At 39.2% G+C, this 21,040-nt stretch carries 21 protein-coding genes; 15 read left to right on the forward strand and 6 right to left on the reverse strand.

What is annotated here, in order from left to right; genetic code table 11:
• Nucleotides 1-38: 38 nt before the first annotated feature.
• From A9P82_RS06775 to A9P82_RS06785, 3 genes are all read left to right on the forward strand, one after another.
• Nucleotides 39-800 (forward strand): SDR family oxidoreductase, encoded by a 762-nt coding sequence (locus tag A9P82_RS06775; protein WP_066205785.1) that lies wholly within the window; start codon nt 39-41, stop codon nt 798-800.
• Between the two features lie 82 nt (nt 801-882).
• Nucleotides 883-1,503 carry an NADPH-dependent F420 reductase gene (locus A9P82_RS06780; RefSeq protein WP_066205789.1) on the forward strand — a complete coding sequence of 207 codons (621 nt, stop codon included), beginning with the start codon at nt 883-885 and terminating at the stop codon, nt 1,501-1,503.
• 49 nt (nt 1,504-1,552) lie between these two features.
• A complete protein-coding gene (locus tag A9P82_RS06785; protein ID WP_066205794.1) occupies nt 1,553-2,311 on the forward strand; it encodes an SDR family NAD(P)-dependent oxidoreductase in 759 nt (252 codons plus the stop codon).
• A gap of 390 nt (nt 2,312-2,701) precedes the next feature.
• Here A9P82_RS06785 and A9P82_RS06795 read toward each other — a convergent pair whose 3' ends face one another.
• Nucleotides 2,702-3,766: a branched-chain amino acid aminotransferase gene (locus A9P82_RS06795; protein WP_066205801.1), complete on the reverse strand. Its 1,065-nt coding sequence runs from the start codon at nt 3,764-3,766 to the stop codon at nt 2,702-2,704.
• A gap of 53 nt (nt 3,767-3,819) precedes the next feature.
• Here A9P82_RS06795 and A9P82_RS06800 point away from each other — a divergent pair, with 53 nt between their 5' ends.
• Entirely contained in the window at nt 3,820-4,359 is a 540-nt protein-coding gene (locus tag A9P82_RS06800) for a hypothetical protein (RefSeq protein WP_066205806.1), read from the forward strand.
• Between the two features lie 79 nt (nt 4,360-4,438).
• Here A9P82_RS06800 and A9P82_RS06805 read toward each other — a convergent pair whose 3' ends face one another.
• Nucleotides 4,439-4,834, reverse strand: a complete 396-nt coding sequence (locus A9P82_RS06805; RefSeq protein ID WP_066205809.1) for an SET domain-containing protein — start codon at nt 4,832-4,834, stop codon at nt 4,439-4,441.
• Nucleotides 4,835-4,987: 153 nt separating this feature from the next.
• On the opposite strand from A9P82_RS06805, the gene A9P82_RS06810 reads away from it, so the two are divergent.
• The 7 genes from A9P82_RS06810 to purH all read left to right on the forward strand — a co-directional run bounded on the left by A9P82_RS06810 (nt 4,988) and on the right by purH (nt 12,310).
• The gene (locus tag A9P82_RS06810) at nt 4,988-6,226 is read left to right on the forward strand and encodes a M16 family metallopeptidase (RefSeq protein ID WP_066205812.1); all 1,239 of its coding nucleotides are present in this window, start codon (nt 4,988-4,990) and stop codon (nt 6,224-6,226) included.
• A 43-nt stretch (nt 6,227-6,269) separates the two neighbouring features.
• Entirely contained in the window at nt 6,270-6,461 is a 192-nt protein-coding gene (locus A9P82_RS06815; protein WP_066205814.1) for a hypothetical protein, read from the forward strand.
• Nucleotides 6,449-6,760: a type II toxin-antitoxin system RelE/ParE family toxin gene (locus A9P82_RS06820; RefSeq protein ID WP_066205818.1), complete on the forward strand. Its 312-nt coding sequence runs from the start codon at nt 6,449-6,451 to the stop codon at nt 6,758-6,760. Before A9P82_RS06815 ends, A9P82_RS06820 begins: the two co-directional genes overlap by 13 nt.
• A gap of 3 nt (nt 6,761-6,763) precedes the next feature.
• Entirely contained in the window at nt 6,764-8,050 is a 1,287-nt protein-coding gene (locus tag A9P82_RS06825; protein WP_066205821.1) for a M16 family metallopeptidase, read from the forward strand.
• A 125-nt stretch (nt 8,051-8,175) separates the two neighbouring features.
• Nucleotides 8,176-8,589 (forward strand): OsmC family protein, encoded by a 414-nt coding sequence (locus tag A9P82_RS06830; protein ID WP_066205824.1) that lies wholly within the window; start codon nt 8,176-8,178, stop codon nt 8,587-8,589.
• Nucleotides 8,590-8,703: 114 nt separating this feature from the next.
• On the forward strand, nt 8,704-10,779 hold the full coding sequence (locus A9P82_RS06835) for a ComEC/Rec2 family competence protein (protein ID WP_082915265.1): 2,076 nt from the start codon (nt 8,704-8,706) through the stop codon (nt 10,777-10,779).
• 19 nt (nt 10,780-10,798) lie between these two features.
• Entirely contained in the window at nt 10,799-12,310 is a 1,512-nt protein-coding gene (purH, locus tag A9P82_RS06840; protein WP_066205829.1) for a bifunctional phosphoribosylaminoimidazolecarboxamide formyltransferase/IMP cyclohydrolase, read from the forward strand.
• A gap of 67 nt (nt 12,311-12,377) precedes the next feature.
• Here purH and A9P82_RS06845 read toward each other — a convergent pair whose 3' ends face one another.
• Nucleotides 12,378-13,661, reverse strand: coding sequence for a sugar MFS transporter (locus A9P82_RS06845; protein ID WP_066205831.1), 1,284 nt, complete (start codon nt 13,659-13,661; stop codon nt 12,378-12,380).
• A gap of 98 nt (nt 13,662-13,759) precedes the next feature.
• Nucleotides 13,760-14,725, reverse strand: coding sequence for a KpsF/GutQ family sugar-phosphate isomerase (locus A9P82_RS06850; protein WP_066205835.1), 966 nt, complete (start codon nt 14,723-14,725; stop codon nt 13,760-13,762).
• Between the two features lie 245 nt (nt 14,726-14,970).
• Between A9P82_RS06850 and A9P82_RS06855 the strand changes: the two genes are divergently transcribed.
• Nucleotides 14,971-16,203, forward strand: coding sequence for an ABC transporter permease (locus A9P82_RS06855; RefSeq protein ID WP_066205838.1), 1,233 nt, complete (start codon nt 14,971-14,973; stop codon nt 16,201-16,203).
• A gap of 6 nt (nt 16,204-16,209) precedes the next feature.
• Nucleotides 16,210-16,923, forward strand: coding sequence for a tRNA pseudouridine(55) synthase TruB (truB, locus tag A9P82_RS06860; RefSeq protein ID WP_231891220.1), 714 nt, complete (start codon nt 16,210-16,212; stop codon nt 16,921-16,923).
• Nucleotides 16,924-16,978: 55 nt separating this feature from the next.
• Here truB and A9P82_RS06865 read toward each other — a convergent pair whose 3' ends face one another.
• Together A9P82_RS06865 and A9P82_RS06870 are read right to left on the reverse strand one after the other, a co-directional pair.
• A complete protein-coding gene (locus A9P82_RS06865) occupies nt 16,979-17,422 on the reverse strand; it encodes a single-stranded DNA-binding protein (RefSeq protein WP_066205842.1) in 444 nt (147 codons plus the stop codon).
• 121 nt (nt 17,423-17,543) lie between these two features.
• Complete coding sequence (locus A9P82_RS06870; protein ID WP_066209681.1) at nt 17,544-18,188, reverse strand: hypothetical protein; 645 nt, start codon at nt 18,186-18,188, stop codon at nt 17,544-17,546.
• 279 nt (nt 18,189-18,467) lie between these two features.
• On the opposite strand from A9P82_RS06870, the gene A9P82_RS06875 reads away from it, so the two are divergent.
• Both A9P82_RS06875 and A9P82_RS06880 read left to right on the forward strand, forming a co-directional pair.
• The gene (locus tag A9P82_RS06875) at nt 18,468-19,607 is read left to right on the forward strand and encodes a DNA polymerase III subunit (protein ID WP_066205845.1); all 1,140 of its coding nucleotides are present in this window, start codon (nt 18,468-18,470) and stop codon (nt 19,605-19,607) included.
• A 109-nt stretch (nt 19,608-19,716) separates the two neighbouring features.
• The gene (locus A9P82_RS06880; protein ID WP_066205848.1) at nt 19,717-21,015 is read left to right on the forward strand and encodes a PSP1 domain-containing protein; all 1,299 of its coding nucleotides are present in this window, start codon (nt 19,717-19,719) and stop codon (nt 21,013-21,015) included.
• Nucleotides 21,016-21,040: the final 25 nt, after the last annotated feature.

A 21,040-nucleotide genomic window follows, 5' to 3' on the forward strand; every position in this document is an offset into this window, starting at 1 on the left:
TACCTTTGCTCTATTAAATAATTAAAATAATTTTCAAAATGGATTTTACAAACAAAAACATAGTTATTACAGGCGGCAGCACAGGCATTGGCTTAGCCACGGCAAAAGCATTTATCAATGCGGGAGCAAATGTTTTGATAACAGGAAGAAAGGCTGATGCCTTGCAAAAAGCGGCAACAGAAATCAACAGCCCTCAATTAAATACACTGGTTTCCGACATTTCAAAATTGGCTGACATCGCAACGTTAGAAAAGGCAGTTGCAGCAAACGGAAAATTAGATGTGCTTTTTCTGAACGCAGGTTTCGGAAAATTTGCACCGATTGAATTTACAAGCGAAGAGGATTTTGACGCGCAGTTCAACACCAATGTAAAAGGCTTGTTCTTCACATTGCAAAAATTGATACCACATTTAGCAGAAGGAGCATCAGTTATAACAACGTCTTCAAACGCTGCCCATTTTACCATGGCAAACGGCAGTGTTTATTCGGCAACGAAAGCCGCCGTAAGCACCATTACTAAAATTGCCGCCAATGAATTGGCAAGCAGAAAAATTCGTGTAAATATTGTTACTCCGGGAGCAGTTGAAACGAATTGGATGGAAGCAAGCGGTTTCAGTGATGAACAAAAAGAAGTATTCAAAAAACAAATGGCTGCGGCAACTGCGGTAAAGCGAGTTGGCAATGCAGACGAAATTGCTAAAACAGTTTTGTTCTTAGCTTCTGACGCAGCAAGTTTTATTACAGGTACAGAAATATTGGCAGACGGCGGAATGCTGAATCTTGCCACTTCACTGCAATAACCAACAATAAACAAAAAGCCACATACACTCAAATTGTTTGTGGCTTTTTACCAAAAAATTTAATTAAAAATAATCAGACACAATGAGCAAAACAGAAGACAAAGTAGCGAGCTATGCAATTATTGGCTTCGGCAATATAGGAAAGGCACTCGCGAAGGCGTTTGCCCGCAACGGCATTGAAGTATTTGTTGCAACCACTCGAGACCCTAAAAGCTTTGCTGCCGATGCGGCAGCAATCGGCACCGAAGTTATTCCCAAAACTTTGGCAGAAGCCGTTAAGGCGGATATCATCTTCTTAGCTGTTCGTTTCGAGTCTCATCCAAATGTCGCAAAGGCGCTGCCTAACTGGAAAGGAAAAATTATCGTTGATGCGATGAACACGTTTACCGCGCTTGAAGAATTGGGAGGACAGCCGTCTTCCAAGTTTGTAGAGCAGGCATTTAACGGGGCTAAACTTGTAAAAGGCTTTAACCATTTGATAGCTGCTGTTCTTAACCAAAACCCAAATGTAAATGGCGGAAGAAGAGTTGTGTTTCTGGCAGGCGATGATGACGGCGCAGTAGCGGAGATTAGTGAACTTACGGAAAATCTCGGTTTTGCGCCGATTAACCTTGGCGGGCTTTCGGAAGGAGGACTACTTGTACACGCTATCGGAAAGAGATGGGGCAGGCTGATATTTCAGGACTTGGTCAAGTTCGATTGATGATGAATCGTGATGGCATATTTTAAATCTTAAAAATAAATTTTCAAAAATGAGTAAGTTAGAAAACAAAGTAGCAATCGTTACAGGCGCATCAAAAGGAATAGGTGCAGGCATTGCAAAAGCCTTTGCCCACGAAGGGGCAAAGGTAGTTGTAAATTATGCTTCCAGTAAAGAAGCAGCAGACAAAGTAGTGAAAACGATAACCGACAACGGCGGAACTGCCATTGCAGTGCAAGCCGATGTATCAAATGAAGCTGATGTAAACAAGCTGTTTGAAGAAACCAAAAATGCTTTTGGCTCGTTGGATATTTTGGTAAACAATGCGGTGTATCAGGGATACGCGCCTATCGAACAGGTAACGGCAGAAATTTTTCATCAGTCTTTCAATGTTAATGTTCTGGGGGCTGTACTTACTATCCAAGCCGCTTTGAAACTGTTTAGCGATAAAGGCGGCAATATCATCAATATCAGTTCGGGTGCAAGCAAAATGCCGCTCCCGAACGCCTCGATGTATTCAGCAACTAAGGCAGCAATAGATGCCGTTACGATTTCATTGTCGAAAGAATTGGGAGCAAAAAACATTCGTATCAATTCCATTTTGCCGGGCGCTACGGAAACAGAAGGAGCAGCCGATGCAGGCGTTACCAAAGGCAGCGAATATGAGAAAATGTTTATTGCTAATACACCGCTTGGTCGCAGGGGAAAGCCCGAAGATATTGCGAAAGCTGCCGTATTTCTTGCTTCCGATGATGCGGCGTGGATTACCGGCGAACAGCTTTCTGTTTCGGGCGGTATGTACGGTTTTTAATCGCATAGAGACAAGTTTGAAACAATCACTAAAAAGCCACAGATACAAATTATTTGTGGCTTTTTGTTTTTAACAAAAATCACTTTGGGACATATGCAAAATTGACCCCGCGTTTGAACTTCGGGACATCACGTTCAGAATTAATGTCGTTTACACCGGATTTATTAAAACAGATTTCAACGGACATATATAGAAACAGGAACAGTTGAGGAAGCGACAAAACATATAATCAAATACGCTTTGACTGACAACGACGGAGTAACTGGCAAATTTTTCAGCGAAGAAAATAATCCCGAAACCAAAGAAATTCCCTGGCAAAAACGACTTGCAACAAAAATCCGCTTTGAAATTTTAATCAAAGCGGATTTTTATTTTACAAAAAATGAAAAATTATATCTTCACAATCCAGCCATGCGTATCTTCTGCAACGCCTGAACGAATATCAGAAAGACGTTTACCCAATTCGCTCGACACCTGATTTTTTGCCAAGTCAAATTCCAAATGTTCATCTTTATACGCCAATTCTTTAATCGGCGCAATAGTTGCCGCAGTTCCTGTTCCGAATGCTTCGATGAGGTCGCCTTTTTTATAGGCATCTACCAATTCATCAATGTTTATGCGCCTTTCTTCGACATTCAAGCCCATTTCTTTTAAAACGGTTACGGCGCTTCTGCGCGTAACGCCGTCAAGAATTGTTCCTTCTTCCAAAGACGGAGTAACTACCGCATCCTTCAACACAAAAAACACATTCATCGTTCCCACTTCCTGCAACCATTTGTGTTCAAAAGCATCTGTCCATAAAACCTGGTCGTAACCGCGCAAACGAGCGTCCTCAGCAGGTTTCAGGCTCGCGGCATAGTTGCCTGCATTCTTTGCACGACCAACGCCGCCGGGCGCAGCGCGCGTATATTTTTCTTCCACCGCAATGCGACTCGGCTTTGCATAATATGGTCCCGTAGGACTCAACAAAATGATAAATTTATAAGTAGCCGAAGGGCGAACTCCAATAAACGTATCCGTTGCAAACATAAACGGGCGGATGTATAAAGAATGATTTTCCATTGTTGGAATCCACTCTTTATCAAGATTAATCAATTCTTTCATTCCATCAATAAAAATCTCTTCGGGAACTTCAGGCATTTGCATACGCAAAGCCGATTCATTGAAGCGCGCAAAATTCTCATACGGACGAAAAATAACCGCTTCGCCGCGAACATTCAAATATGCTTTGATGCCTTCAAAAATCGATTGTCCGTAATGAATCGCCGCCAAAGACGGCTCAAAAGAAAGCTTCTGATAAGGTATAATTTCCACACTTTGCCACGCGCCGTCTGCATAATCGGCAACCAGCATGTGGTCTGTAAAAACTTTTCCAAACGACAGGTTTTCCAGTTTTACCTGCGATAATCTGCTGGTCTCTGTTTTTGTAACTTTAATTGTTGAAACGGTATCCATAAAATTGGGTTTTAAATGTATATTCGTGCTTTGTAAATTATTATTGTTTTATTATGGATTTTCATCTGCCCGGCTTTATTTTCACACAACTGTACAAAAATGATTTGGTCATTATTGAACCGAAAGAAAAGCTTGTTCGTGCTGTTGAAATTCCGTCCAAAGGTAAGGAAATTAATCCTACGCAAAATGTAAACAAATTGCAGTGGCTCGGCAACAATCAGCGCAATATTTCTATCTTAGTGGAAGATGCCGAAAATGTATTTATCGGCGAAAATGAATTGCAGTTTTTGTCCAATATTCTCGCGGCTTGCAAATTTAACATCGGCGATGTATCTATTATCAATCTTGCAAAAACGCCCGCAAGTTTTAACCAGATAATCGAAGATGCAAACAGCAAATTTGTTTTATTTTTTGGCGTGAACGCCGAAAAAATTTCGCTGCCGCAACACGATAATTTATTTGAAATAAAAACGATTCATAAGGTTCAAATACTGAATGCACCTTCGCTTCAATCTATGATGCAAAACACACCCGACGCAAAAACATTCAAAGGAAAATTGTGGAATGCGTTGAAAGTGATGTTTCAGTTATAGAATAATTTCCCGCAGATTTTCGCGGATTTTTCTGCGAGTGTCTGCGTATTTTTTATCGGCGAAAATCTGCGGGAGTGTATTAACTTTCTTTAATCAAATGATGAAACCAGACTTCGGTTTTATCATCCGGCGTTGCATTGTAGTTGATAAACAGCTCCTCTCCTTTTTTAATCGGCTTTACGGTTTTAATCGTCATTATTTCATCATCAAAATCCATTTCGTACTCGCAATTCGCATCATAACTATGATTATACATTGAGATGTAACCCAATGCCATGGCAGCTTTCCGACGACTGTCGCCCCACTCGAAAATATAATTTGTGAGCTTTGTTGCTTCAAGTTGTTTTCTGTCTTTCGGCGATAAAACAAGCACAGGAGAAATTTCAACAATCGTTCCTTTAGCTATATTTTTGGTTGCAAACACGCCTTTGCCTCTGTTCTCCGACGGCGCAATAGTTAAAAAAGGTAATATCATAGATGAATTTTGACGGAGACAAATGTAAGGGATTTTTGAATTAAGAATTATAAAATATGAAATAGAGGAATCTTTTATTTCTTGTCATTTTTTTCGATTTTCAACTTTCCATCTCAATGCCGTAATTTTACACACTTTTTATACTAGAAAATTATGATTGAATATTCAAGATTTGTTTTAGACAACGGATTGCGCGTGTTGGTTCACGAAGACGATTCCACGCCAATGGCTGTTGTAAACATCATGTACGATGTGGGTGCGCGCGACGAAAACCCCGAGCAGACAGGCTTTGCGCATTTATTTGAGCATTTAATGTTTGGCGGAAGCATCAACATTCCCGATTACGACGAACCTTTGCAACGTGCCGGCGGAGAGAATAATGCGTACACCACAAACGATTTGACCAACTATTATTGCCAGCTTCCTGCGGAAAATATTGAAACGGCTTTTTGGCTGGAAAGCGACAGAATGCTAAGCCTTGCATTCAGCAAAAAAAGTTTGGACGTGCAGCGCAAAGTTGTGAGTGAAGAATTTAAAGAACATTATATCAACAAGCCTTACGGCGATGTTTGGCACAAGCTGCGCGAAATGGCGTACACCACGCATCCTTATCGCTGGATGACGATTGGAAAAGAATTGAGCCACATTGAAAATGCAAAATTGGATGATGTAAAAAATTTCTTCTTTAAACATTATACGCCAAGCAACGCGATTCTCGTAGTTGCAGGAAATGTAAAAACAGAACAAATAAAATCGCTTGCGGAGAAATGGTTTGCGCCGATTCCTTCAGGGAAAAAATACGAAAGAAATTTGTCGCAAGAGCCTGAACAAACCGAAGCAAAAATAACCGAAGTTCGTGCGAAAGTACCTGTGGACGCACTTTACAAGGCTTGGCATATCGGCGGAAGATTGGACGAAAGTTATTATGTGGTTGATTTGCTCACGGATATTTTGGGCGAAGGACCATCGTCGAGATTGTACCAAAGTCTGGTAAAAGAGCAGCAATTATTCTCCGGCATCGGATGTTATCATTTAGGAAGTATTGATGCAGGTTTGGTTGTTGTGGACGGCAAATTGTCCAAAGGCGTTTCCATGCAGGACGCGGAAGCTGCCGTGGATAAAGAAATTGAAAAATTGCTGAACGAAAGTATTTCGGAAAAAGAGCTACAAAAAGTCATCAACAAAACGGAAAGTATGATTGCGTTTGAAGACATGAGCGTTCTCAACCGTGCGAATAGTCTGGCTTTTTATGAATTATTGGGTGATGCAAACTTAATGAATGAAGAACTTGGCAAGTATCAATCCGTAACTTTGGAATCGCTTACAAAAACAGCAAAAGAAATTTTCAAACCTTCGAACAGCAATACTTTGCGATATTTTGCGGAGAATTGATTTCGTGGGGAATAAATCGTAAATTTGAAAAAACATTTTTCTTATGTCTATCTCAAAAACAAAAATAATAGCTGCAATTGAAGCAATGCCGCAGGAAGAATTTGAGGACATTGACGAAGTGATTGAAGAAATTATTTTGCTGGAAAAAATTGAGCAAGGCTTAAAAGATATGCGCGAAGGCAAAGTTTATACACAGGAAGAAGCAAAAAAAATAATGTATTCATGGCTCAAATAATTTATGCTGAATCAGCTTTAAAAGATATTGAGCACATAAAAGATTATATCTCTGCCGATTCTATATCCAACGCGAATAAATTCATTCTTGCAATTGACAAAAAGATTGACACTTTGGAAAAATATCCTGAAATAGGCAAGCCTGTTTTTCCCGATAAATACAACGGACTTAGACAATTACTGCACAAGTCTTATCGCATCATTTATCATTACGACAAAGACGTTGTAACTGTTGTAACCATCCATCATCAAGCACGTTTGTTGGAAAATGTAAACCCGATTAAAGATTATACAAAATAAACAATGTTAGACAGAACCATAGCGCCGCCGATTGTAGATGCGGTCAATTTCGATATTAAATTAAAACCCTGCGAACAATTTTCTCTGGACAACAAAACGCCTGTGTACCTCGTAAATGCAGGCGCGGAAGAAGTTGCCAATATTGAATTTGTTTTTTACGCAGGAAATAGTTTTGAAAAGAAAAACTTAGTTGCAGCATCTGTAAATTACTTGTTGAAAACCGGGACTAAAAATAAAACCGCTTTTGAAATAAGCGAAGCATTTGAGTTTTACGGCGCGCATCTTTCTACGTTTTGCAGCAACGAGGTTTCCTCCATCGGCGTGAGCTGTCTGAGCAAGCATTTGCCGCAACTTTTGCCCTTGATAAGTGAGGTGATTACAGAAAGTATTTTCCCGGAAACGGAACTTTCCATTTACCAACAAAACCAAAAACAACGTCTCGCGATTAATTTGCAAAAAGGAGAATTTGTTGCCGGAAGATTGATTGACGCAGCCTTGTACGGCAAGCAGCATCCTTACGGAAAATTCACAACTGCTGCGGGTTTGGACGCTTTATCAAGAGAAGATTTGATAAATTTTTATACAGAAAATTATACCAACGGAACTTGTCAAATCTTCGCTGCGGGAAAATTACCCAACGATATTCACGAGCAATTAAACAAATATTTTGGTTCGCTAGATTTTAAAAATAATTTCAATTTAGTTAATCAACTAAATTATTCGTCAAATCCATCAACAGAGAAAAAACAAATTATCATCAACGACGAAAGCAGCGTGCAAGGCGCCATAAGAATTGCGCGGAATTTCCCTAATCGGCATTCCGAAGACTGGCAAAAAGTGCAGGTGCTGAACACGATTTTCGGCGGTTATTTTGGGTCGCGCTTGATGAGCAATATTCGTGAAGACAAAGGTTACACTTACGGCATTCACAGCTATTTGCAAAACCATATCAAAGAAAGCGCGCTCATCATTTCCACCGAAGCGGGCAAAGACGTTTGCGAGGCAACGATTGATGAAGTGTGGAAAGAAGCAAAAATTTTGCGCGAAGAACTGATTGACGAAGATGAGCTTGAACTCGTACGAAATTATATGCTCGGCAGCATTCTCGGCAGTCTGGATGGACCTTTTCAAATCATCAATCGCTGGAAAAGTTATGTACTAAACAATTTGGACGAAACATTTTTTTACAAAAGCATCGAAACCATTAAAACCATTTCCGCACAAGCGTTGCAGGATATTGCAAATAAATATTTGACGGAAGACGATTTTCATCAATTGACGGTGTTTTAATTTCTTCTCATAAGTTTAATATTTAGCCACACATCAATTTCGTAATTTTGATAATCAACAAAAATTATGGAATGCGATAACCTCGCACTCCGTCTGATTATTAAAAACAATAAAATAATTTAAAGATGAAACGCAATGCTACAGCCGTTTGGAACGGCACTATCAAAGACGGAAAAGGAAATATTACTACGCAAAGCACTACGCTCAACAAAACGCAATATTCGTTTAACAGCCGCTTTGCGGATGGCGTAGGAACGAATCCCGAAGAGCTGCTCGCAGCAGCACACGCCGGGTGCTTTACCATGAAGTTAAGTTTGGATTTAACGCAAGCCGGCTTTGTTCCCGACGAGCTGGAAACTACTTCCTACATCACTTTGGATGAAGGGAAAATCACAAAGTCTGAACTGGTTTTAAAAGCAAAAGTGCCGAACATTTCTGAAGAAGAATTTCAAAAAATTGCCAAAGGTGCGGAGGAAACTTGTCCCGTAAGTGGCGCATTCAGTTTTGAAATCTTGCTGGATGCAACGCTGGTAAGCTGATGCGAAAACATATTTATTGTATATCTAAGACCGCCGTAAACGGTCTTTTTTATTGCATAAAATTTTGTAATTTGTGTTCAATAACCTTGAGCGTTCATTACAAAATGTCGTGCCGTGAACAACCCGACCATAAGAAAAATTCCTTTTCTGTCTTTAGCGATTTCACTCGCCATTGGAATCATTTTGCAGAATAATTTTCATTTTTCAATTCATAACATCATTATTTCAGCAATTATATTTATTGCGTTTTATTTTGCGTTTGCATTACTTCCGCTCAATATTAAATTTCGTTTTGAATATACGCGCAATTGCTTATTGCTGCTGCTTTTGACGTCATTGGGATGCTTCAGATTTTATACGAATAATGTAAAAAACAATGAACAATTTGTCGGTAAATTTTCATCGCCGCAGGCATATTTAATTTCATTAAAAGAGCCATTAACCAGCAAGCCGAAAACATGGAAAAGCACAGCTTTCATCGAAAAAATTTTAGATAACGGGAAATGGAAAACAGCCAAGGGAAAAATATTTGTGTACATATACAAAGACAGTTTGCCACCGAATTTGGAAGCCGGTTCACAATTAATTTTTAAAAAACCGTTGCAAGAAATTCGCAATGCAGGAAACCCAGGCGAGTTTGATTATACAGCTTATTGTCATCAGAATGGCATTTATTTTCAGCAATTTTTGAATAAAGAAGATTTCAATGTATTGCCTCAAAAGCATATTAGTTTTTTAAGCAAAAAACTGAACGACACGCGCGCTTGGATCATCAAAAAAATCGATGAAAATATTTCCGGAAATCAAGAGCGCGCTGTCGCGAAAGCCTTGCTAATTGGCTATCGCAGCGATTTGGACAAAGATATATTACAGGCATTTTCCAATGCAGGTGTGATACATATCATCGCGATTAGCGGAATGCATTTGGCTTTAATCGCATACATTTTTATATGGCTGTTATCGCCGTTAAAACGGCTGAAACACGGTAATATTATTCACACAATTCTGATAATAATTATTCTTTGGATTTTCACTTTTGTTGCAGGTGCCGTTGCTTCTATAACGCGCGCAGCAATTATGTTTACAATAATTCTACTGGCGAAAATTTTTCAACGTCAATCTTCTATTTATAATTCGCTTGCCTTCTCTGCATTTTTATTGTTGTTGATTAATCCTTATTATTTGTGGGACGCAGGTTTTATACTTTCTTATGCAGCCGTTTTGAGCATTTCCTTATTTTACAAACCAATCTCTAATCTCATTAAATTCGATAATAAAATAATTAAATTTTTGTGGCAGACAATTGCACTTTCTTTAGCCGCACAAATATTGACATTACCTTTTGTATTATATTATTTTCATCGGTTTCCGGTTTTGTTTTTGCTCGCAAACATTGTAGCAGTGCCACTTTCAGCAATTATATTGTATGCGGAAATTATAATGTTTGCATTAAGTTTCTTCTCTCCATTGTCTTTATTTGCAGGAAAAATTGTTGAAAAACTAATTTCGTTTTTTGACACAACTATACAATTAGTCGGTAATATTTCTTTCTCGGTTATTGAGGGAATTTATATCAACATATTACAGGTTGTGTTATTAATTATTGCAACTTTTTGTATTTATTTTTTTATAAAAATAAAAAATAAAATTGCAATAACTACAACATTAGTTTGCGCGTTCTGTTTCTTCACAATTAATATTGTCCGGCATATTCATGTATCTCATCAGCAAAAAACAATTGTTTACAACATTTCGAAACATACGGTTATTGATTTTGTGAAAGGCTCGTCGTACGTGAATTTCAGCGATACAACATTTACTAAATTTTCTGAAGAATATCAATATATACTAAAACCTGCAAGAAATTTTCTTCATGTGAAAACAAAAAACAATTTTCCGGAGTTGCGTACAATTTATCCCGAATTTCAGTTTAAAAACAAAAGCATTTTTATACTAAATAATAGTTCAGCAAATCAATTAGACACAAATAAAAAAACAGATGTTTTCATTTTGTCAAACAATGTTGATATTGATTTTCGGCAAATGAAAAATCATTTTCCGAAAACAATTTTTGTCTTCGACAATACAAATAAACTGTGGAAAATCAACCAATGGAAAAAAGCCTGCGACAGCGTACATTTGCACTTTCATTCGATTCCCGCGCAAGGCGCTTTCGTAATGAACTTATAAAATCACACAAGAAAATTTTATGGAAAAGAAAATTCAATCGGCACTCATTTCTGTTTTTTACAAAGACGGATTAGAGCCATTGGTCAAAACATTGTCCGAACAAAATGTAACCATTTATTCTACCGGCGGAACACAAAAATTTATCGAAGATTTGGGCATTAAATGTGTGCCTGTTGAAAGCCTTACTACGTATCCGTCTATTCTTGGCGGTCGCGTTAAAACACTGCATCCCGCTGTATTTGGCGGCATTTTAGGAAGACGCGACAACGTGCAAGATATTCAGGAAATGAAAGAATATAACATTCCCGAAATTGATTTAGTGATTGTTGATTTATATCCTTTTGAAGAAACATTGAAGCAAACCAATGAAGAGAAATTAATCATTGAAAAAATCGACATCGGCGGTCCGTCCATGATTCGTGCAGCAGCGAAAAATTTTAAAGACCTCGTTGTGATTTCCGATAAAAACGATTACAGTTCTTTGGTGGAAATTTTGCAAAATCAAAATGGAGCAACAACACTTGAACAGCGCAAATCCTTTGCAGCAAAGGCTTTCGAAGTGGCGATGAATTATGATATTGCCATTAATAATTACTTCAACGGAACAATTTTTCAACCGTTGAAAAACAAAATTTCTTTGCGCTACGGCGAAAACCCACATCAAAACGGCAGCTTCTTCGGCAATTTAAATGAAGTGTTTACACAGCTTAACGGCAAAGAATTATCTTACAACAATCTCGTAGATGCAGATGGCGCCATCCAGCTCATCAGCGAGTTTGAGGATGAGCAAGATGCTGTGTTTGCTATTTTCAAACACACCAATGTTTGCGGCATTTCCATTCGTAAAACATTGAAAGAAGCATGGGACGCAGCCTTGGCAGGCGACCCGGAAAGTGCGTTCGGCGGTGTGATTATTACCAATAAAAATATAGATGCCGAAACGGCAAATGCAATTAACGAAATTTTCTTTGAAGTATTGGTTGCACCTGCGTTTGACGAAGATGCACTTGCAATTTTGAAAAGTAAAAAGAACAGAATTTTACTGCAAATAAATCCTCAATATTCAATTGCAAATAATCAATATAAATCTGTTTTAAACGGAACGTTAGTTCAAGATACGGACAAAGGAAATTTTGCAGAATGGAAAGAAGTCGGCGGTAGAACAACCACCGAAGCGGAACAAAAAGAACTGGCTTTTGCCAACATTGTTTGCAAGCATTTAAAAAGCAATGCCATCGCGTTGATTAAAGATTTGCAACTTGTAGGTAAAGGTTGCGGACAAACCAGCCGCGTGGATGCGCTTCGTCATTCAATTGAAAAAGCGAAACAATTTGCTTTTGATTTGCATGGCGCGGTGTTGGCATCCGATGCGTTTTTCCCGTTTGACGATTGTGTAAAAATTGCGCACGCTGCAGGCATTGAAGCATTCATTCAGCCGGGCGGTTCAATTCGCGATAAAGACAGTATTGCTTATGCGGTTGAAAAAAATCTGGCAATGGTTTTGACCAATCAACGGCATTTCAGGCATTAATTATTTTCTACAAAATTGCCACAGATGCACAAATTATTTTTATCTGTGTATCTGTGGCAATCACATTTTATTCCCCTACGGTCTTTCCTATTTTATTTCCGATGGTTGCAAAGAACAGAATAAAAGCATAGCAAGGAACGAGCAGCCAGAAAGCATGTTGCATTCCTACACTTTCACTGGCACTCAATTTTGTCCAAAGCCATGGAACAATTGCGCCGCCTGCAATTCCCACAATTAATAATGCCGAACCTGTTTTTAAGAATTTTCCTAACCCGTCAATAGAAAGCGGCCAGATTGCAGGCCACATAGGCGCATTGGCAAAACCTAATAATGCCAAACACCAAATGGAATAAATGCCCGGAGAATATATAACGCCGATAGATAAAATAATACCGAGTATGGCTGCAACTTTCAACGCTGTTGATTGTGATATGAATTTCGGAATCAATACAATTCCCAGCAAATATCCGCCAAGCATAGCAAGCATAGTATAAGTTGTAAAATGCTTTGTAATCTCAAGCGGAATACCCAAGCCGGAATGCCCGTACAATTGAATTGCATCGCCGGCAATTACTTCCACTCCCACGTACAGGAAAAGCGTTACAAAACCCAACCACAAATACGGATACGAAAAAATGCTCGTTCTGTCTTTGGTTGCGTGTGAAGGATTGGTTTCATCTTCATTTTTAATATCGGGCAAAGAAGAAAAATAAATAGCAATGGCTACAATCACAAATGCAATAGCAATAATTACATACGGCGCAACAATTCGGCTTGCCAATTGGTCAAGCAATTGATTCTTGGCATCGGGAGCGAGCGCGGCCAATTTTGCAGGCGCAAAAGCATCCATTCCTTTCAGCAAAATTGTTCCCATAATCAACGGCGCTAATGCACCGGCACCTTTGTTACAAATGCCCATTACACTGATTCTTTTTGCTGCACTTTCTATAGGACCAAGAATAGTAATATACGGATTTGACGCTGTTTGCAACAAAGCCAAGCCAATGCCGATGACAAACAACCCCGTCAAAAACACACCAAAAGTTCTTGTGTGCGCGGCAGGAATAAATATCAACGCGCCCAATGCCATTATGAGCAACCCGAGAATCATGCCTTTTTTAAATCCCGTAAATTTTAAAACCCATGACGACGGAAACGCCATTACCGCATAAGCTATGTAAGAAGAAAAAGTAACAAGAATGGCTTGTGAAGGAGTCAGTTCACAAGCGGCTTGCAAATACGGAATCAACGTACTGTTTACCCACGTGATAAAACCAAATACGAAAAATAAAGTTCCAATGAGAAGTGTTGGCACAAGATAGCTTTTGTTTGCAGATGACGATGCAGGCATAATTTTTTGATTAAGTTAATAATTCGCTAACTTAATCTTTTCTTCTCAAACTGAAACAGGTTAGTGCAAACGATTGTGTTTTCATTCAGCTTTGAAAATCAGAAAATTCCTTCCCGAATCAAATCGTGCAAATGAATAAATCCAAGCAAATGATTTTGTTCATTCGTAACTATCAGTTGGCTTAAATCAAATTGCTTCATTAGCTCTAAGGCTTCAATAGCAAGGGTTTCAGCAGAAATTGTTTTTGGATTTGCGGACAAAACATCTTTCGCCGTGATGCCCGAAAGCTGTTCTGTTTTTTCCAGTAAACGCCGCACGTCGCCGTCCGTAATAATTCCTTGCAACAAATTATTTCCATCTGTAACTGCCGTAGCGCCTACTCTTCCTTTGGAAATTTCGAGAATCACTTTCTTCAAATCCGCATCAACTAAAACTTTAGGTGCAGCATTATGTTTGTAAATGTCGTTTACTTTTAAATAAAATCTTTTGCCCAAGTTTCCGCCCGGATGCAGCTTTGCAAAATCTTCAGAAGAAAACTTTTTCAGTTCGATTAAGCAAACTGCGAGCGCGTCGCCAAGAACCATTTGAACAGTTGTGGAAGAAGTGGGAGCGAGATTGTGCGGGCACGCTTCTTTTTCTACAAAACTATTCAGCACAATATCCGACTGTTTTGCAAGATAAGATTGCTTATTACCCACAATGCTGATAATTGTATTATTCAAACTTTTTATCAAAGGCAACAACACTTTTATTTCCGGGCTTTCGCCGCTCTTGCTGAGAATAATGACAACATCCTCTTTTTGTATCATACCCAAATCGCCGTGAATCGCATCTGCCGCGTGCATAAAAATAGCCGGCGTTCCTGTGGAATTAAAAGTAGCCACTATTTTTTGTGCAACAATGGCACTTTTACCAATGCCGCTCACAACAATTCTGCTTTTGCAAAGATGAATTGCCTGAACTGCTTTCTCAAATTGTTCATTTATTAAATCCGCCAAAACACTGATGGCATCACGTTCTGCGAGAATTACATTCTTTGCCGTTTCTATGATTGCATTGCTCATACGCGCCAAAGTTAGGGGAAAATGAAACCACATAGATACATAGGATTTATTATAGCATTAAGATTTTAATTTCATTCTGCATTTTATAATAAAGGGAATTATGGTGCTTTCATCGAAGATGAAAATCTATGAGCCGCATTATACTCGCTTTAATCTATCTATGTAAAATCTCTGTTTCTATGTGTTTTAATTTTATTCATTTAAACATTTAACTTCGCCACATTAACCAATCGAATATTTACCGGATGAATGTATCTTCTTTCATAGCAAAAAGAATTGCCTTTAACAGGCAAAAATCTTTTTCAAGATTCATCATCCGGTTGGCGACAGTTGCGACAGCCATCAGCGTTGCAGCTATGATTATTGCCTCTTCATTTGTAAGCGGATTTCAAACCGCCATCAGTCAAAAGATTTTCAGCTTTTGGGGACACATTCATATTCAGGAGAACGAACCAACAAAATCCATTGTCGCGGAAGAAACGCCGCTGGAGCAAAACAGCAGTATCATCAATATGTTGAGAAAAGATAGCCGCGTGGAAAAAATTCAGCCCTTTGCAACAAAGTCTGCCGTGCTTGAACACAACAAAGACATCGAAGGCATTTTAATCAAAGGTGTTGGCGCGCATTATAATTTTGACAATCTGAAATCTTTTTTACAAAAAGGCAATTGGGTTAATTTTTCAGATACTTTGTACAGCAAAGATATTGTTGTGTCGCAGCCGATTGCAAAAGAGCTGAACATTCAGCTGAACGACACGGTAAATGTATTTTTTATATCCTCAACACAAAACCAGCCGCAACGCCGAAAGCTGCATGTGGCAGGCATTTACAAAACCGGCATTGAAGAATACGACAAACTTTTTGCAATTGCGGACATTCGTTTGATACGCCGAATTAATGGTTGGGAAAATCATGAGATTGGCGGCTACGAAGTATTTTTAAAAAATTACAAGAGCATGGATTCTGTATCCGACGACTTCAACAACGTACTGCCCGATTCGTGGACAAGCCGCACTATTCGTGATGTTTACCCGAATATTTTTGACTGGCTCGATATTCAGGACGTGAACAAAACCGTCATATATGTGATTATGTCTGTGGTTGCGATTATCAATTTAATAACCTGTTTATTGATTCTGGTTTTGGAACGAATGAAAATGACAGGCGTTTTAAAATCGCTCGGCGGGAGCAACTGGCTGATACAAAAAATATTCCTGTATCACTCGTCCATTATCGCTTTGCGCGGCGTATTGTACGGTTTTGTGTTTGGTGTTGGACTGTGTTTGTTGCAGCAATACACGGGTTTCCTGAAGCTCGATGAATCGGCGTATTACATTCGCGTGGCGCCTATTAAAATTGTGTGGACAGAAGTATTTATCATATGCGTAGCTACGTTTCTTGTATGCTATGCATCGCTTATTTTACCTACTGTTTTTATAAAAAAAATACAGCCTGTAAAGGCAATAAATTTTGATTGATTTTTTATGCGGCAAAAACCTGTGCATCCTGCAATGCAGCCATTTTTGGACGGAAAAGTTATTTTACTGAACAAGCCTTTGCGTTGGACTTCGTTTGATGCAGTTAAAAAAATTCGCGGACTAACCGGCGTTTCAAAAGTTGGTCATGCAGGCACGCTCGACCCTCTGGCAACAGGCTTGCTCATTGTTTGCACAGGCGCGTTTACCAAGAAAATAAACGAATATATGGCGCAGGAAAAAGAATATACCGGCAGTTTTACTTTAGGTTCAACCACGCCAACATACGATTTGGAAAGCGCACCCGAAAATGAAAAAGATATTTCGCATTTAACGAATGACGAAATAATTAGTTGTACCGATAATTTCACAGGCGAAATAGAACAAACGCCGCCGATTCATTCTGCCATAAAAAAAGACGGAAAGCCTGTTTACCTTGCTGCGCGCAAAGGCATTGAAGTAAAGCTCGAACCAAGAAAAATTTTCATCAAAGAATTTGAAATTACAAAGATTGATTTGCCTAAAGTGTATTTCCGTGTGGTTTGTTCAACGGGAACTTACATCCGAACTTTAGCAAATGATTTTGGCGCAAAACTCAATGTGGGCGCACATTTAAGCGAACTTTGCCGGACAAGAATCGGTAATTTCAAACTGGAAGATGCGGAAACAATTGAAACTTTTACGCAAGAAATTGAAGCATTAAAAGGCGCTGTTCAGCAATAAAAAATGTGCCGAAAAATTCCGGCACATATATCTTTTTTCGTCCCTCTTATAAAGATTAAAACGGCAAATCATCATTTCCGTCAAAATCGGAAGCCGGTGTATAGTCCGACGACGATGAATGTGACGCCGAATTTGTATTGCCACCTGGTGCAGATGAACCTTCGCCTGAATTGTCGCCTGTTCTCGCGCCTAACAGTTGCACATTCACAATGCGCAACGTAAGCGAAGTTTTCATAGTTCCATCCTGCGTTTGGTAAGAGCGTGTATCCGGGGTTCCTTCAACATATACCATTGTTCCTTTTTTCAGGTAAGGAGAAATCGCCGTTCTGTCTGTCCAGTAAGCACATTCGACCCAAGTTGTCCGGGGTTTCATTTCTCCGGTGGCAGAATCTCTGAAACGTTCGGTATGTGCTACGCTGAAGTTGATAACCGTGCGTCCGTTTACATTATTTACAGTACAATCTCGTCCTAAATTTCCAATTACTTGTAGCTTAATCATAGAATTAAATTTTTACATAATGATTACAATCAAAAGAGCAATATACATTTTTTAAAACAAAAAGCACGATAAAAAATTTTTTACCGTGCTTTTTGTTTATCAGGTTTTGTACAGAATACTGCTACAATTGTGATGGGTCTTTAATCATCGATTTTACCTTAGACGAAGGTAAAAATACTTGTATCCCGAAGTTGATTCCTAACGAATTTTGATAGCCGGCACTTCCTCCACCTGCCAAGCCATTATATTTAACCAATCCTTCTAGGGCTACATTCGGTGTAATAAAATAAGAATAACCAGGACCAAAACCAAATGCAAAACCATTTGTTGTTCCGCCACTTCCGCTCGTATTAGTGCCGGCAAAACCTGCATTTGCTTCCACAAAGAAACGACCGTGTTTTAAGTAATTATCAATACCATGTTCGCCCGGACTTAAATAATAACGACCTAAAGCTTGGATACCGTATGTAGTTGTATGGTCAGCATCAACACCTTTGGCTTTGTTGTAACCCAAAGTAACAATTCCTCCAACTAATAGATTATCCTTTACGAAATAACCAACTTTAGGATTGATTCCAATACCCCATCCTGCATTTTTATTTAAGTTGAAATTTGCACCAAATAGACCTGTATTGATGCCAGCCGACCCTGCAACGCTATTTCCCAAATCGGCGCCCAACATCAAATTTCCTTTTTGAATTTGTGCATTGGCAATGCCAAAAGAGCCTAACACACCTGCAACTGCTAAGAATAATAGTTTTTTCATCTGTTTAGATTTTAAGTTAATGTTTAAATTCTCATACACCTGAGTTTCATAAAACCTATATTTGAAAATCGTGCCAAACAAGCACTTTTCAAAAAAGTTAGAAACTTTTTATAATTAAAACGTACTGCAAAACAATTATTTATTTCTGCACAAAAATAACGGTAATCTTTTATCGACAATACATAATCCTGAAAAATCAATCGTCTGTGTCAGAAACTGACAAGCAAAAGTGTGGGCATTGCAATCCGGCGAAAGCCCTAATTTCCTATCTTCGCTTTTATGCAATTTAAAAATGTTATAGGTCAGCAAGCAATAAAAACACAATTGGCAGATATGGTCGGCAGAAACCGCATCAGCCACGCATTGTTGTTTTTAGGAAAAGAAGGCGTGGGCGCGTTGCCCTTGGCATTGGCATTTGCACAGTACATTGTGTGCGAAAATAAGCAAAACGGCGAAGTCTGCGGCGTTTGCGCGCCTTGTATAAAAGCATCGCAATACATTCATCCCGATATTCATTTTTCATTTCCCGTGATTCCAAAAAAGTCGGGCGACAAACCTACGAGTGCAGATTACATTTCGGAATGGCGCGAATTTTTAAAAAATTACCCGTACGGAAATGCTTTTGACTGGCTGCAATCCATTGGTGCAGAAAACAAGCAGGGAAATATTACGGCAGAAGAATGTAACGATATTATGCGTAAGCTTAGCCTGAAAAGCTATGAAAGCGAATACAAAATTCTGATCCAATGGATGCCCGAATATTTGGGAAAAGAAGGCAACAAACTTCTGAAGCTGATTGAAGAACCGCCGGCAAAAACCTTGTTCATTTTTGTTGCAGAAAATGAAGAACAAATTTTGCCTACAATTTTGAGCCGCACACAATTGGTAAAAATTCCTTTGTTGGAAACGAAAGATATTCAACTTTCATTGGAACAAAAAGCAAATTTGTCAGCCAATAAAGCATTGGACGTTGCCAATATTTCCGAAGGAAATTACCGCGCTGCATTACAATTATTACAACACGCTTCGGACGATTGGCAGCAATATTTGCGCGATTGGCTCAATGCTATTTTAAAAGGCGGACATTCTGCAATTGTAAAATGGATTGAAGAAATGAACAAGCTCGGCAGAGAAAAGCAAAAACAGTTTTTACGTTATTTCAACCATTTGCTCGCACAAAGTTTACGCCTGAGAATCATTGGCGAACAAAATGTTGCGCTCTCTGAACAAGACAAAGATTTTGCTTTGCGGTTAAATAAAATCGCTTCCGTAAGCCAGCAGGAAGCAATTGTGGAAGAACTTGACAAAGCCGCTTATTATATCGAAAGAAACGCTAATGCCAAAATGCTTTTCCATGCACTGAGCATCAAATTAAAATATATTATTCAGCATAAAACAGTAATTTTGGCGGATTCGTAAAGTATAATTTTAACAGTTATACCAATGAGGCACATAAATATATTAAATATCATTAATTCACTTTTTGCCGGGAGCAATCCCTGCAAAATCAAAATATATATTCAGGAACATGGGATGCGGAAATTGTGGTACGGGTAAACCGGGCGGCTGCAAAAGCAATGGCGGTTGCAGCACGGGAAGTTGCAATAGAATGAATGTACACGATTGGTTACAAAACTTACCGATTGATAATCTTGACGGCGCTTGCAGAATTGTTGAGCTGAGTTTTAAAAACGGCAGTCGCAAAGATTTCTTTATAAACAATACTCTACAGGTTTTCGACAAGGGCGAATATGTAACAGTCGAAGGTGTCAGCGGCTTCGATGTTGGCGAAGTGAGTCTTTGTGGCGAACTCGTAAGACTTCAGATGAAAAAAAGAGGCGTGAACGAAACTTCCGCCGAGTTTAAAAAAATTCTCCGCAAGAGTAGCGACCGGGACCTCGAACTTTTTAATACAAGCAAAAATAAAGAGCAAACAATACTGATGCGCTCGCGCGAAATTGCCCGCGAATTGAAACTACAAATGAAACTCTCCGAAGTGGAAATTCAGGCAGATGGCAAAAAAGCAACATTCTTCTACACAGCAGACGACCGTGTGGACTTCCGCGAAATGATTAAAATGTTTGCCGGCGAGTTTAAGCTGAAAGTGGAAATGCGCCAGATAGGCATTCGTCAGGAAGCGAGCAAAGTCGGCGGCATTGGCAGTTGCGGTCGCGAACTTTGTTGCAGCACTTGGCTGACTGACTTTAAAAGTGTGAATACAACGGCTGCACGTTACCAAAATCTCAGCATTAACCAGACAAAACTGAGCGGACAATGCGGGCGGTTGAAATGTTGCTTGAATTATGAATTGGATACTTACCTTGACGCATTACAGCATTTTCCCAACAATGCCGACACGCTTGAAATTCAACGCGGCAAGGCATTTTTGGTAAAGAAAGATATTTTCAAAGATTTAATGTGGTACACTTTGCCCGACAGCTCAAAGCAATATCCGCTCACGCTGAAACGTGTAAAGGAAATCCAAATGCTGAACAATAAGGGCGAGAGACCCGAAAGCCTTGAAGCCGTAGAATTGGTAGGAAAAGTAAAAGAAGTAGAGCCAAGTTTTGTGGACGTAGTCGGGCACATCAGCCTGAGCGCGCTGGAACGCAACGACAAAAAACGCAAGCACAAACACAAAGCGGAAAAACAACAAGGAGAACAACAAAGCAATCACAAGCACGCCAATCGCGGCACAGCTAAGCACCCGCAAAATCATAATAATGATAAGCGGAAAAATAATGACCGCCGCCAGCATTCGCCGAAGCCGAATAATCATCATAACAATAACAAGCCTAACAATGGAACGGCAAAGCCGAAGCAATAAGTAAAAATAAAAACGGAACGTGTTT

Source organism: Arachidicoccus sp. BS20, from assembly GCF_001659705.1.
Lineage (GTDB): Bacteria > Bacteroidota > Bacteroidia > Chitinophagales > Chitinophagaceae > Arachidicoccus.